The sequence below is a fragment of the Nocardiopsis oceani genome (genome assembly GCF_054777395.1).
This window is the reverse complement of sequence record NZ_BAAHAR010000054.1, coordinates 40,502-54,694: the sequence shown is the minus strand read 5'-3', so window position 1 is coordinate 54,694 and position 14,193 is coordinate 40,502. Positions and strand designations below refer to the sequence as shown.

Sequence of the window (14,193 nt, the reverse complement as noted above, 5' to 3'; positions counted from 1 at the left end):
GCACGCGCGTCTGGCCGACCAGGCCAGGCACGACCGGCGGTCCATCAACTCAGAGATCGTGTACCTGCTGGAGACCGCGCTGGGAGGCGCCGGTTCGCCTGGCGGCGCATCGGCTTGACCTGACCCGCTACGCGGGAGAGCGGATTCCTCCCCGGCCTGAAGGCCGGGGCATCCTCCGGGAGATCGGGTGACCAACCCATCACCCCGCCACGCCCTCCCACCCCAGAGGGAGGCGCACACCCACCCACCCATGCCACGATCCACCCATGCGCCCGCTCACCGCCCCACTCCACCCCCTGATCAGCACCCACACCCACCGACGCTGGGCCTACCTGATCATCGGCGGCGCACTCCTGATGCCCTACCTCATGGCCGCCCTCGTCCTCGCCACCCTGCTCACCAGCACCAACCCCACCACCGACACCCCAACCCCCACACCCACCCTCTACCTACTCACCGCACTCATCACCACCACCCTCATCACCGCCACCGCCCTCATCCCCGCCACCCGCACCGGCCAACACCACCTCGCCCGCGCCCTGCTCACCCACCTCGACACCACACCCACCACCAGCCGCTGGCGCCCCATCGCCTGGCTCCACCTCCACCTCACCACCGGCATGGCCACCTGCCTGGCCACCATGACCGCCCTCACCGAAGCCGCACTCCTGGCCATCGCCCCCCTGACCACACAACCCCACCCCATCGCCCAAGGCCCCCTCACCCTCTTCGGCTACGGAACCCTCACCCACCCCCTCTGGGGACCCCCACTCGCCCTGACCTGGGTCCTAGCCCTCATCTACACCATCGCCCTCACCGGCCACCTCCTCGCCAAAGCCGCACCCCACCTCCTCGGCCCCACCCCAACCGACCGCCTAGCCGCCGCCCACGCCCACGCCCACACCCTCGCCGAACGCAACCGCCTGGCCCGCGAACTCCACGACTCCATCGGCCACGCCCTCTCCGTCATCACCCTCCAATCCGCCACCGCCGCCCGCCTGATCAACACCAACCCCGACTTCGCCCGCCAAGCCCTCACCCACATCGCCGACACCGCACGCACCGCCACCGCCGACCTCGACCACGCCCTCGGCGTCCTGCGCGAAGACACCACCACCCCCCGCACACCCCCACCCGACCTGACAGACCTCACCCACCTGGCAGAAGCCACACAACACACCGGCACCGACCTCACCTGCCACCTCCACGGCGACCCCACCCGCGTACCCGCCCTCCTCTCCCGCGAGACCTACCGCATCGCCCAAGAAGCCCTCACCAACGCCCTCCGCCACGCACCCCACCAACCCCTCACCCTCACCCTGACCACCACACCCGGCGAACTCACCCTCACCGTCACCAACCCCCTCCCACCCCGCACCCCACGCACACCCCGCCCCCGCACCGGCGGACGCGGCCTCACCGGCATGCGCGAACGCGCCCACCTCATCGGTGGCACCCTGACCACCACACCCACCACCACCCACTATCACCTCACACTCCACCTGACCTGGAAAGACACATGATCGGCATCAACCTCGTCGATGACGAAGCCCTCATCCGCGCCGGCCTGGCCGCCCTCATCGACGCCGAACCCGACATGGAGGTCACCGGCCAAGCCGCCGACGGCGCCGACGTGCCCGACCTGATCCGCCGCACCCGCCCCGACCTCATCCTCATGGACGTGCGCATGCCCGGACTGGACGGAATCCAGGCCACCCGCACCCTCCAACGCACACCCCAACCACCGCGCGTCATCGTCGTCACCACCTTCGACAACGACGACTACGTCTGGGGCGCCCTGCGCGCCGGCGCCCACGGCTTCCTCCTCAAACGCACCCCGCCCGAGGACATCCTGGCCGCCATCCGCCTCGTCCACCGCGGCGACACCCTGCTGTTCCCCACCGCCCTACGGGCCCTGGCCGCCACCCAGCCCGCACACCCCACACCCGCCGCCCAAGCCGTCGCCACCCTCACCGAACGCGAAGCCCAAACCCTCACCCTGATGGCCCAAGGACTCACCAACAACGAAATCGCCCACCACCTGCACCTGGGCGTCCAAACCGTCAAAACCCACGTGTCCAACATCCTCACCAAACTCGGCGTACGCGACCGCACCCAAGCCGTCATCGCCGCCTACGACTCCGGCCTCATCCGCCCCGGCACCCCCTCCTGAAAACCACGACACACCCACCAGCACACCAACCCACAACAATCACACTGTTACGTTCAGTGACCAACGTGGCCGCAGCTCGACCCGGGGGAAGACCATGTCCACCACCACACCCACCATCGACCTCGACCTCATCACCACCCTCTACCGCACCCACCGAGACGACCTGGCCCGCGTACGCGACCAACAACGCCAGCACCTCACCAACGCCGACCCCGCCATGACCCCCCAACTCGACGACCTCGAAGCAGAAATCACCTACCTGCTCCTACGCCACCACCAACCCACCAACGTCGTCGAAATCGGCACCTACTACGGCTGGTCCTCCGCCTGGATCCTGTCCGCACTCCGCGACAACGGCACCGGCCACCTGCACTCCTTCGACATCGTCGACCACGCCGCCACCCACCTGCCCCCAGACCTGACCACCGACCGCTGGACCTTCACCAAAGGCGACGTCCGCGCCAAGATCACCCACATCCCCACCACCACCGACTACCTCTTCATCGACGCCGCCCACAACGGCTGGTTCGCCCGCTGGTACATCCACCACCTACTGCCCACCCTGCCCGCCCACATCCCCGTCAGCGTCCACGACGTCTTCCACCACCGCTACGCCCTGCCCTTCACCGAAGGCGCCGCCGTCCTCACCTGGCTCACCAACAACACCACCGACTACTTCACCGCCTCCGCCGCCCGCGCACCCCACCACCACCAAGCCCTGACCGAACTCAAAACCGAACTCGGCCTCCACACACCCGTACGCGACTCACCCCACAACCCCATGATCTTCTTCCACCTGCCCGAACGCCCCCGCCCCGGCCAAGCCATCCCCACCCCGCGCACCCACCACTAACCCCCCCACACACAAAGAGGGGGCGACGGGCCACCACGACCCACCGCCCCCACAGGGCACAGCACCCATCATTCAGGCCCCGAACCCACCTCCGGCTCCACATCCGGGGCCCCAGCCTCCACCGAATCCGGACCCGACCCACCCGGATCCACCACCGGCCACTGCGCACCCACCGACACCACATCAGCGGCATCGGAGACGATCCGAGCGAAATTCACCGGCTGGTCCAGACTCACCATGTGCCCGGCCCGCGGCACGTTCACCAACCGCCCCTGAGCGCACGCGTCGAAGAACTGCTTCTCATGTATACGGAAGTGGTCCCGCGCCCCGTTGATCAACCACACCGGCCCCGCATAGGCCGACAGCGCCGACAGCGCGTCAATCCGCGAGAGCTCATCGATGACCGCCGTCGCCGCCTCCACGGCCAACCCGCCATCGACCACCGCGTCAGCCGCACCGTCACGCAACGTCAACCGGTGGAACCGCTCGTTGATGGTCGCACCTTTGTCCGGCAACCGGTCCATCAACACCGACGGAATGCGATACACCTGCGCCAAAGACTGCGCCGGCTGAGCCGTGCAACTGGCCGCCACCAGACCCGCGACCCGACCCGGCGCCGCACCCGCCGCCGCCATCGCCACGAACCCGCCCATGCTCAACCCCACCAGCAGGGCACGGCCACCCACCGAGTCGATGGCGTCCAACAGCGTGTCCACCGCACGCCCCACCGAGAAGTCCTCACCCCGACGCGACCCGTGGGCCGGAAGGTCGGGCGCCACCACCGTGCGCCCCTGCGCCTCCAAGAACTCCACCTGAGGCCGCCACATACTCGACGACGACCGCAACCCATGTGCCAACACGATCGGCACACCCATGTTCCGCCCCCTACTCCGCAACCCGATACGCCACCGTCACCGGCGCATGATCCGACCAGCGCTCCTCACGGCTGGGGTAACGCTCCACCCGGGCCGACTCCACCCGCGCCGCCAACCCCGGCGTCACCACCTGATAATCAATGCGCCACCCGGTGTCATTGTCGAAAGCCCGACCACGGTAGGACCACCACGAATACGGGCCCTCCTGGTCAGGGAACCGGGCACGCACCACATCCACATACCCCGCCTCGTCGAAGACCCGCGACAACCACGCACGCTCCTCAGGCAGAAAACCCGAGTTCTTCTTGTTGCCCCGCCAGTTCTTCAGATCCGCCTCGGTGTGCGCGATGTTCCAGTCCCCGCACACCACCAGTGCACGACCCTGTTCCTCGACCTGCGCACGGCGCTTGACCAGGTACGGCAGGAACGCCTCCATGAAGCGCTCCTTCTCCTCCTGACGCGGCGTACCCACCTCACCCGAAGGCAGATACAGGCTCGCCACCGTCACATCCCCGAAATCGGCCTCCACATACCGGCCCGCATCATCGAACTCGGCCGCACCGAACCCCACACGGACCGCATCGGGCTCGACCCGCGAATACAGCGCCACACCCGCACGGCCCTTCGCCGCCGCCGGGCACAACTGCACATGCCACCCCTCAGGCGAGATCACCTTCGCGGGCAGCTGCTCAGCCTCCGCCCGCGACTCCTGCACACACACCACATCCGCGTCCGTGTCCGCCAACCAGGACACAAACCCCGGATCCTTCTTCGCGGCCGCCCGCAGGCCATTGACGTTGACGCTGGACACAACAAAAGTCGACTGGTTCACGCCTCTCAGCGTAACCACCTCCACCGGCCCGCCAGCCTCTGCGCCCTCACCCCTCCTCAGACTCCGCCAACCGCCGAAGCACCCCATAGGTACGGTTCGACCCGGCCGCTTCCCGCTGAGCCCGCGCCGTCACCTCGATATAGGCCTGCGACGACGTCACCGACGCATGACCCAGCAAATGCATGATCTCGGTGACCGACGCCCCGTCCTCAGCCAACCGCGTAGCGAACGTATGCCGCAGCGCGTGCACCAACGTCCCCCGCGCCACCCGGTCATGCACCCCCGCATGCCGGTAACACTGCTTCACCAGATACTGCAGCCCACCCCGCCGCAACCCCGCACCCCGGTTGTCCACCAACAACGCCTCCGAGCCGCGCACCACACCGAACCGCACCCGACGCGACTCCAAATACGTCTCCAGCAACGCCTCCAACGGCACCTCGATCGGCAGGACCCGCTCACCACCGCCCTTGCCCACCACCCGAATCCGCCGCTCACCGGGCCGCCCACCCAACGACTCCACCCGAAGCGACAACATCTCCGCCGACCGCATCCCCGTCAACAACGCCAACGCCAACACCGCCAGATCCCGCTCGGGCCACGGGTCACGGGCCCGCCGCGCACCCCGCGCCAACGCCTCCAGCAACCGCTCCGGTGTCTCCTCACCCATCAACGGCTTAGGACCTGAAGGCCGCACCTTGGGCCTGGGCACCGCCGACATCGGATTACCGGCCACCACCTGCTCCGACACCCAGAACGCGAAAAATCCGTTCCACGTCGACCACGACCGCAGCACACTCGACGCCGCCCGCTCCTCAGCGAACTCCGCGAACGCCTCCCGCAACAGCCCCGCACCCAAGTCCGCCAACCCCACCTCCGCGGGCTCACACCCCACAGCACGCCCCGCACACCCCAACACACCCACCAGGTCCCGCCGGTAGGCCGCCACCGTGTGCGGCGAGGGCTTGGCCGCCCTCCGGGCCACCAAATACCGCTCGATCGCCTGCTCCGCCGACAACACATCGCCACTCATCAGTTTGTTGGGCGTGGAGACCCCCGGCTGAGGCGGGGGAGGAAACGCCCGCCTCCTTCCCGGTCCAAGCTTACAACTAGCTACGGTAGAATGTGAGCATGACCAGGAGCATGGTGAAGCGTGCGTTCAAGTACCGCTTCTACCCCACAGATGCGCAGGCAGCGGAGCTGTCGCGCACCTTCGGATGCGTGCGCCTGGTCTACAACCGCGCTCTGGACCAACGCACCACGGCGTGGTTCACCGAGCAGCGGCGGGTCAACTACAAGGAGGCGTCGGCCGCGCTCACGGAATGGAAGAAGGACCCCGACCTCGCGTTTCTGAACGAAGTCTCCTCCGTTCCCCTCCAGCAAGGGCTGCGACACCTGCAAACGGCGTTCCGGAACTTCTTCGATAAGCGCACCCGGTACCCGCGGTTCAAGTCCCGCAAGAAGTCCAAAGCGTCGGCGGAGTACTCCCGATCGGGGTTCACGTACCGCAACGGGCAGCTGACGTTGGCGAAGATGTCCGCGCCGTTGGACATCGTGTGGTCGCGTCCGCTTCCAGAGGGTGCGGTGCCTTCGACGGTGACGGTGTCCAAGGACAGCGCGGGGCGGTGGCACGTGTCGATCCTGTGCGAGGACACCGTCACCCACCACGCACCCACCGAACATGTGGTGGGGGTGGACGCGGGCATCACCAGCTTGGTGACCCTGTCCACGGGGGAGAAGGTGGCCAACCCCCGGCACGAGCGCCGCGACCGCAAGAAGCTGGCCAAGGCCCAACGGGAGCTGGCCCGCAAGGCCAAGGGCTCGGTGAACCGGGACAAGGCCCGCAAGAAGGTGGCACGGGTGCACGCCCGCATCACTGACCGCAGGAAGGACTTCCTGCACAAGCTCACCACTCGACTCGTCCGCGAAAACCAAGTGGTCGTGATCGAGGACCTGACCGTCCGCAACCTGGTCAAGAACAGGAAACTCGCCCGCGCCATTTCGGACGCGGCCTGGACCGAACTGCGCACCATGCTGGAGTACAAGGCCGCCTGGTACGGGCGGGAGCTGGTCGCCATCGACCGGTTCTTCCCGTCCTCCAAGCTGTGCTCGGCGTGCGGGAAGCTCCAGGACAAGCTGCCGTTGAACGTTCGGGAGTGGACGTGCGGGTGTGGCGTGACCCATGATCGCGACGTGAACGCCGCGGTCAACATCAAGGCCGCCGGGCTGGCGGTTTCTGCCTGTGGAGCTGGTGTCAGACCTCAACGGGAGTCCTCCCGGACGGGGCAGTCGGCGTCGAAGCAGGAAGGCCACGGGGCGACCCGTGACGGGGCCAGAGCCTCGAACCACCGTTAGGTGGTTCCGGAATCGCTTCCCTTCAGGGAGGCGAGGAGCCAAGCCCCAATCCTGCCTGCCCTCGGCCCCACCCGCGCGCACCACACCCCCACCGATGCGGTCGGGCCCCCGGGCACCGCCGAGCTGCCCGCTACCCTCGAACCCGGCGACCGACCGGGGGAGCCGAGCAGGAGAGGACTCTGTGACCCACCAAGCCCACACCACGTGGGAAGACCTCTACGCCCAGTGGGGCTGGCCCAACGCCCACCACCTGGGGCAGGGCATGGAGGGCACCGTTCACCGCCTACGCCCGGGCCTGGTCGCCAAGGCCTGGCACCACCGCACCGTGGAGGATCTGGAGCGTCTGCGCGCCTTCTACGAGGAGCTGGCCGCCCAGGGCCTGCCCTTTGACACGCCGCGCATCACCCGGGTCCGCCACCACCGGGACACCGCCATCAGTGTCGAGAACGAACTGCCCGGCACCAGCCTGGAGGTCCTCGAGCACGGCGCCGCCACCACCCGAACCGCCCAGGAGGCCACCACGACCGTCCTGAAGGCGCTAAAGGGCACCCGGGCGGGGGAGGCCACCCGTGCCCTGCCCGTCCTGGACGAGAGCACCCCGCTCTGGGCCGGGCACACCGACTGGCCCCAGACCCTGGCTGCGCTGGTCAGGCGCCGCGCCCAGCGCTTCCATGGCCCCTTGTCGGCCGCCGTACCCGACCTGGATGCTGTCACCGAGCGTGTCCTGTCGCTGTTGGGGCGCCTGGCGGGTAGCCCGGTCGGCATCGTGCACGGCGACCTGTGCCCGGGCAACATCCTGGTCGACGCCAAGGGGGAGCCCACGGCTGTTCTGGACTGGGGTTTTCTTACCTGTGCGGGCGATGCGGCCTTCGACGCGGCCACCGCGGCGGGTTTCTTCGACATGTACGGGCCCCGGGCCCGGGAGTGCGATGACGCCCTTGTCGGGCGCTGGGTGGGGGAGTTGGGCTGCGAGCGCGAGCGCCTGTTGCTCTACCGGGCCGCCTACGCGATCGCGGGCGCCAACTCCTACTCCGAGAGCGGCGATGATGGCCATTTTGCCTGGTGTGTGGCGGCTCTGCGGCGCTCGGACGTGCGTGGGGCCTTGGGGCTGGGGGAGCAGGGGACACCTGGGGACATGCGTTAACTACGGAGAGTGATGCCTGTGCGGGGGGATGGCCGCCCCAGGGGGTGCCCGACGGGGGAGTGCCCCTGGGGTTGGCTTAGCGGGCGCCGCAACGACAAGGAACAGCCGCACTGGCGAACAGTAGTTCGACCGACGCTCTGGCCGGAGCCGAATACGAACGTACGCTCGAAAGGATTGAGGCGCTGGCGCACCGCAGCACAGGGGAGTGCCCGTCGCAGAACCGGAGTGAACGGTCGGCGACCCGCAAGCAGAATCGGTCACGTATTGCCAAATAACTACAAAAGGATGCATAACACCGTTTATGCATGAAACATGGCGAGAGCGGCACCCGAAAGGGGCTCCAGAACAGCCAAGGTCACCCGCCACAGAGAACCATCCCGACGCGATACCCGGTGAACTTCGCCTGGCACTCACCAACTCGGTGAGATACTGACGAATAGTACGCCATCGATCAGCCCGCTCAACGTCCTGTCCAGCAACGACTAGCTCGGTTTCACCAGACGGCACAGGCATTGACCGAGCTCACGAATCCCATCCGGCCGCAGCAGCGACCGGCCCTCTTAGCTCAACCCGGAACGAGCTGATCGGCACGCACACGACGCCGATACCGAAGGGGAGATTGTCCGACCACGCGCTTGAACGCCGTGCTGAAGGCGCTCTCAGACGCATAGCCCAGATCTGCGGCAAGAGAAGCGACCCGGGCGTCACCGTCTCGCAGTGCACGCTGGGCGAGCAACATGCGCCAGTGGTTGAGGTAGGTCAGCGGTGGGATGCCCGCCGCCTGACGGAAGCGCTGAGCGAACGATGTGCGCGACATGGCCGTGGCGCGGGCGAGGTCGTGCAGGCCCCATGGCTTCTCCGGGTGGTCATGCATGAGATCGAGGGCGGGCCGCAGTCGCTCGTCCTTGAGAACGCTGAGCCATCCCGGGGGCAGGTCGGCCCGGCCTGCGTAGGCGCGCAGCACCTCGAGCAGCAGTAGTTGACCGTGCTGTCGGATCGCGAACGCTGAACCGAACCTCCGTCCAGTCACCTCATCGAGAAGGCTGTGAAGGCTGTCGAGCAGGGACGTCGCATCCACCGTCGATGCTTCAATGTGCGCCACTGGTGGCAGGACGTTCAGCAGCATTGCTCTACCAGCAGGGGTGAGGTCGATACGACCGCCCACCACGACATCGTCCGTCTCACGATCCGCCACGGCGAGCCGGGCGGAGGAGAAATCCTCCTCGGGCAGGATCTCGTGCCGCGGTCCGTCGCCGGTGCCGCCTTCGAGTTCCAGCCATGATCTGTCGTTCAGGATGGCAACGTCTCCAGACCCCATCGGGATCGGGGCGGCAACGCCGTCTGTGGTGAGCCGGGCCTGACCGCACACCACAGCGATGAACTTCAGCGGGATGTGGACCTCACCGCGGGTGAACCACCGGCCGCGCGCAGCAAAACCGCCGGAGAGCACGCCACGGACCTCCACGATGTCAAGCACCTCGGACAGACGATCCACAGTCATATTCGCACTCTCGCACAAGAAATTGGGACGCACAACCATTCACAGTACGGACTAGACGGCCGAGGATGGTGGTATGACAAAGAACATCGCGCACAAGCAACACCCCATCAGCTCGGGCTTCACCGCCTCCTCGACAGCGGAGGACGTCCTGGCCGGCATCGACCTCTCAGGCAGGAACGTTCTCATCACCGGCGGCCATGCCGGGCTCGGTCTGGAGACCACGCGCACGCTGAGCCTGGCTGGCGCCTCGGTGACCGTCGGCTCACGAAATCCGGAACGCGCAGCAGCCGCGCTGGCGGGAATCGAGCGCGTTGAGATCGGTCGGCTGGATCTCCTCGATCCGGCCTCGATCGACGCCTTCGCTACTCGCTTCGTCGATTCCGGACGACCACTGCACATTCTGATCAACAACGCCGGCATGCCACCTCGGGAACTGGTCCGGGACGCCCGCGGATACGAGGCGCAGTTCGCGACCAACCATCTCGGTCACTTCCAGCTCACCCTGGCCCTGCTCCCATCGCTACGCACGGCTCACGGCGCCCGGGTGGTCAATGTGACCTCTGGAGCACAGCGGTTCTCCGACATCCTGTGGGATGACCCGAACTTCCAGATCACCGAGTACTCGCCCGGTCTCGCCTACGCCCAGTCCAAGACCGCCAACGTCCTGTTCGCAGTCGAACTCGACCGCCGATGGGCCGCCGATGGCATCCGCGGTTACGCCGCTCATCCGGGTGTCGTCGTCGGCACCGGCCTGAACAGCGCAGCGGGCGAGGAGGCCCATCGCGCCGAAGGCCTGATCGATGAATCCGGCCGACCGGTCATCGACCCCGAACACGGAAAGAAGACACCGCAACAAGGAGCCAGCACCATCGTGTTCGCCGCGACCAGCCCGCTGCTCACCGAGATCGGTGGCGTCTACCTCAAAGACAACGACATCTCGCCTCTGGACGACGAGCCACGACCGATGTCCGCCATCGAGCCCCCCTCCGAGGTCATGTCACACTCCATCGATCCACGATCAGCGCAACGCTTTTGGGAACTGAGCGAACAACTCCTCAGTTCCCCGATGAGATTGAGCTAAGTGTCACCGCCTTCTGCAAGCCCCACACGCTGCCGCGCTGAGGAAGGCACCCAGTAAGAGTGTGGTTGTCTTCCTGCGAGCCTCGGGCTCCGCCAGCACGCCCTCAGAGCACCTCCGGATCCACGCTAACCCGACCACCAGAGCCCACAACCCGCCTGTAACCCGGGCCCACACCTGCGCGCCAACCCACCAGCCCGCACAGCATCAACACCCGGAGCCCCGGCACAGCCGACCCCGATGACTTAAGCCCCAAGGCTCCCAACAACGCCCGCCCACGCGCCCTTCAGAGCCCCACAACCCCTTCCCCACAGGCATTCCCATATCGCCGATAATGCACATTATGTCAAGTTGAGTGGTGGAGGGCCTCCCCGCAACCACCGACACACCCCACACACGCACCCAGCACAGAAAGACGACCCACCGCCAGGAAGCCGCGAAACCCAACGCCCCTGCCCGGATGTGGCTCACCCCGACGACCCACGCCCCGCGAACGCCAACTCAGGCCCGCCGTCAGGGATCACGACCTCAACGCACCGACTCCACGACCCGCTGAGCACCCGCCCCCTCCACCGGGCGGATCTGCTCCGCCAACTCCACCATGTCCACGCCGGGCATCTCCAACTCCGCATCGCCGCGCATCTCGGCCGACAAGGTCGCGACGACGCCCTCTTCCACCTTCACCCGCGCCTGCATGAAGGACTGCTCCTCGGACTTGTCGACCAACACCACCTGGCCATGCTCCTCGCACGGCAGCTGCCCACCGTCCACGGAACAGTTCCACCATTCAGGACGCGACCGGTCGTCATCGGGGTCTACCTGTTCGGTGCGCAACCTCAGCGCGAACCCATCCCCCGCCACCTGCTGGTCTTGAGGCATATACGTGATGACCACACCAGTTCGGTCAGCCACCCACATCTGCGTCGGCTCCCACGCCGGGGCGTTCAGGGCTCCGATCGGATGGCCCACGGCGGCCACCTCCTGAGACAGCTCATCTTTGCTATCCCGTTTGCTCTCCCGCTCATCGGCGACCTTCTGCTGCCACGACAAGCCCACCGCCGCCGCGCACAGCACCAACACCAACCCCGAAGCGAACACCACACGCCTGCGCTGGGGCTGCATACTCCACACCACCGCCGCACCCGCCAACGCCACCACCGCATACCCCAGCGGAAACATCACCGGGGCAAGCGTGTCCACCACCACCCCCCACTCAAGGCGCAGGAACCCGACCACCGTGCCGGTCACCGCCGCCACGCCCACCACCACAGGCAGCTCTTCCGGACGCGACGCACCCTGCCGCCGCATCCACCACCGGAACCAGAACAGAGCCCCCGCGGCCAGAGCGAAACCCACCAGCGCCGACAGCAGCATCCCCCCGTCCCCACCGTGCTCGACCTCGATCCTGACCAGCGCCACCGAGACCGTCACCACCACACCCAGCACCGGGGTGAGCACAGCGACCCACACCAAGCCCACCAGCCACGGTGTGGGTCCGGGAACCTTCGCCGTGGTGACCGCCTCCGTGCGCTCACGGGGTTCAGGGGATTCGGGGGTGCTGCTCAACAGTGCTGCTCCTCTGCACGGACGTGTTCACTCCCCCGTGCGATGGCCCGCACCCGCCCGGGGTTCGCCCGAATATTCCCCACACCCCCACCCGACGCACCCGACACATCTGGCACAGCCGGGCTCAACCGATCAGCACACCTGGATTGAGCACCCCCGCCGGGTCCAGGCCCCGTTTGGCCGCACCCAACGCCGAAGCGAACACGTCCGGGCGCTGCCGGTCATACCACCGACGATGATCACGCCCCACCGCGTGGTGGTGGGTGATCGTGCCCCCGTGCGCGGCCAACGCCTCCGACACCCGCACCTTCATCTCGTCCCACTGCGCCACCATCGACCCCCACCGGCCCTCGGCGTAAATCCCGAAGTACGGCGCCACACCATCGGGATACACGTGCGTGAACCGGCACGTGACCACACCACGGCCCCCACACACCTCGTCGACCGCCTTCCGGGCCGCGCCCATCACCGCCGCGTGCAACCCCTCGAACCGGTCCCACGTACAGGCCGTCTCGAACGTCTCGGCAATCACCGACCGCTGCGCCAGGGCATCGCGCTGATACGGCATGCGCAGGAACGCCGACCGCCACTGGCCCGCATCCCCGCCGGCCCCCCGGCCCGACCCCGCTCCTTCGTCACAGGTGTCACTGTGGCGCACCCGCCCCGACACCTCACCACCGTGATCGCCGCACAGCTCCACCACCCGCTCCATCACCGCATGCTGGGGGTGGTCGGCCGACTCCAACCCCACCACCAGCAACCCACCGCCCACATCGGCCCCAGCGTTGATCAGCGCCTCGGCGGCATCCAACAACCGGCAATTGGCCGGCTCGATCCCCGACCGCGCCAGGGCCCGCACCGCCGCCACCCCCGCCGAGAACTCCGCAAAACGCACCGAGACCTGCGAACGCCACCGCGGCCGCGCACGCAACCGCATCCACGCCTGCGTGATCACCCCCAACGCACCCTCCGAACCCAAGAACAAGGCGTCCGGGGACGGACCAGCACCCGAGGCGGGCACCCGCAGCGACTCGCTCACCCCCACCGGGGTCACCACCCGCATGGCCTGGGTCATGTCGTCGATACGGGTGTCGCCGGTGGCGAAGTGGCCCCCGGCCCGCGTGGCCAACCATCCACCCAACGTCGAGAACTCAAAGGACTGCGGAAAATGGCGCAGAGTCAACCCGTGCGGGCGTAGCTGCTCCTCCAGATCCGGGCCCAGGACCCCGGCCTGGATGAGCGCCGCCCCACCGGTACCGTCCACCTCCAGCACCCGCCGCATCCGCCCCAGATCCACACAGAGCACCCCCGCAAACCCCGAACCCACCCGAGGCTCGATGCCGCCCACCACCGAGCTGCCGCCCCCGTAGGCCACCACCGCCACGTTCGCGCCCGAACACCACTCCAACAGGTCCACGACCTCGGCCTCGCACGTGGGGTAGGCCACCAGATCCGGCGGGGTCCGCACATCACCCTGAAGGTTGCGCACCACGTCCCGGAAGGCCTTGCCGTGAGTATGGGCCGCCCGATCGGCCGCCACACCACTGCACAGGTGCGCCAACGCCTCCGGCGGGGCGATGCGCGGAGCCGACAATCCCAACTCCCCCGGGTCGGGCGCCCGGTGCACACCCAGATCCGCGCCCGGCAACAGCCCCGCCACGTTCTCCTCCAGCGCCCGGGCCTCGGCCCCGCGCACCGCACCCTCGTCGGTCCCCCAACCCCACCACGACCGCCGACCAGCCACGGGCCACCCCACTTCCCGGTATCCACCACCAACTTGACTGGCCGGTAAGTTACCAACCAGTCAACCCCCGGG

General features: G+C 67.7%; 13 protein-coding genes. 7 read left to right on the top strand and 6 right to left on the bottom strand.

Features of this window, described 5'->3' with window-relative positions:
* Positions 1 to 10 precede the first annotated feature (10 nt).
* The 4 genes from ACYVDG_RS27830 (at position 11) to ACYVDG_RS27815 (ending at position 3,026) form a co-directional block, all read left to right on the top strand.
* Positions 11 to 118: a hypothetical protein gene (locus tag ACYVDG_RS27830; RefSeq protein WP_460760489.1), complete on the top strand. Its 108-nt coding sequence runs from the start codon at positions 11 to 13 to the stop codon at positions 116 to 118.
* A gap of 148 nt (positions 119 to 266) precedes the next feature.
* Positions 267 to 1,523, top strand: a complete 1,257-nt coding sequence (locus ACYVDG_RS27825) for a sensor histidine kinase (protein ID WP_460760477.1) — start codon at positions 267 to 269, stop codon at positions 1,521 to 1,523.
* Positions 1,520 to 2,173: a response regulator gene (locus tag ACYVDG_RS27820; protein ID WP_460760472.1), complete on the top strand. Its 654-nt coding sequence runs from the start codon at positions 1,520 to 1,522 to the stop codon at positions 2,171 to 2,173. Before ACYVDG_RS27825 ends, ACYVDG_RS27820 begins: the two co-directional genes overlap by 4 nt.
* A gap of 94 nt (positions 2,174 to 2,267) precedes the next feature.
* A complete protein-coding gene (locus tag ACYVDG_RS27815) occupies positions 2,268 to 3,026 on the top strand; it encodes a class I SAM-dependent methyltransferase (RefSeq protein ID WP_460760467.1) in 759 nt (252 codons plus the stop codon).
* 68 nt (positions 3,027 to 3,094) lie between these two features.
* Here the strand turns inward: ACYVDG_RS27815 and ACYVDG_RS27810 are convergent, their stop codons facing one another.
* The 3 genes from ACYVDG_RS27810 to ACYVDG_RS27800 are packed head-to-tail and all read right to left on the bottom strand — an operon-like array spanning position 3,095 to position 5,766.
* Positions 3,095 to 3,901: an alpha/beta fold hydrolase gene (locus ACYVDG_RS27810; RefSeq protein ID WP_460760463.1), complete on the bottom strand. Its 807-nt coding sequence runs from the start codon at positions 3,899 to 3,901 to the stop codon at positions 3,095 to 3,097.
* 10 nt (positions 3,902 to 3,911) lie between these two features.
* Positions 3,912 to 4,733 carry an exodeoxyribonuclease III gene (locus ACYVDG_RS27805; RefSeq protein WP_460760460.1) on the bottom strand — a complete coding sequence of 274 codons (822 nt, stop codon included), beginning with the start codon at positions 4,731 to 4,733 and terminating at the stop codon, positions 3,912 to 3,914.
* A 46-nt stretch (positions 4,734 to 4,779) separates the two neighbouring features.
* A complete protein-coding gene (locus ACYVDG_RS27800; RefSeq protein WP_460760456.1) occupies positions 4,780 to 5,766 on the bottom strand; it encodes a tyrosine-type recombinase/integrase in 987 nt (328 codons plus the stop codon).
* Between the two features lie 98 nt (positions 5,767 to 5,864).
* On the opposite strand from ACYVDG_RS27800, the gene ACYVDG_RS27795 reads away from it, so the two are divergent.
* Entirely contained in the window at positions 5,865 to 7,088 is a 1,224-nt protein-coding gene (locus tag ACYVDG_RS27795) for an RNA-guided endonuclease InsQ/TnpB family protein (protein WP_460760452.1), read from the top strand.
* 181 nt (positions 7,089 to 7,269) lie between these two features.
* A complete protein-coding gene (locus ACYVDG_RS27790; RefSeq protein ID WP_460760449.1) occupies positions 7,270 to 8,232 on the top strand; it encodes an aminoglycoside phosphotransferase family protein in 963 nt (320 codons plus the stop codon).
* A 565-nt stretch (positions 8,233 to 8,797) separates the two neighbouring features.
* On the opposite strand, the gene ACYVDG_RS27785 is transcribed toward ACYVDG_RS27790, so the two are convergent.
* The gene (locus tag ACYVDG_RS27785) at positions 8,798 to 9,733 is read right to left on the bottom strand and encodes an AraC family transcriptional regulator (protein WP_460760444.1); all 936 of its coding nucleotides are present in this window, start codon (positions 9,731 to 9,733) and stop codon (positions 8,798 to 8,800) included.
* Between the two features lie 73 nt (positions 9,734 to 9,806).
* Between ACYVDG_RS27785 and ACYVDG_RS27780 the strand changes: the two genes are divergently transcribed.
* Positions 9,807 to 10,814, top strand: a complete 1,008-nt coding sequence (locus ACYVDG_RS27780) for an SDR family NAD(P)-dependent oxidoreductase (RefSeq protein ID WP_460760441.1) — start codon at positions 9,807 to 9,809, stop codon at positions 10,812 to 10,814.
* Positions 10,815 to 11,339: 525 nt separating this feature from the next.
* Here the strand turns inward: ACYVDG_RS27780 and ACYVDG_RS27775 are convergent.
* Positions 11,340 to 12,269 carry a hypothetical protein gene (locus ACYVDG_RS27775; protein ID WP_460760436.1) on the bottom strand — a complete coding sequence of 310 codons (930 nt, stop codon included), beginning with the start codon at positions 12,267 to 12,269 and terminating at the stop codon, positions 11,340 to 11,342.
* Between the two features lie 232 nt (positions 12,270 to 12,501).
* Positions 12,502 to 14,121, bottom strand: coding sequence for an FAD-binding oxidoreductase (locus ACYVDG_RS27770; RefSeq protein WP_460760431.1), 1,620 nt, complete (start codon positions 14,119 to 14,121; stop codon positions 12,502 to 12,504).
* Between the last annotated feature and the right edge of the window lie 72 nt (positions 14,122 to 14,193).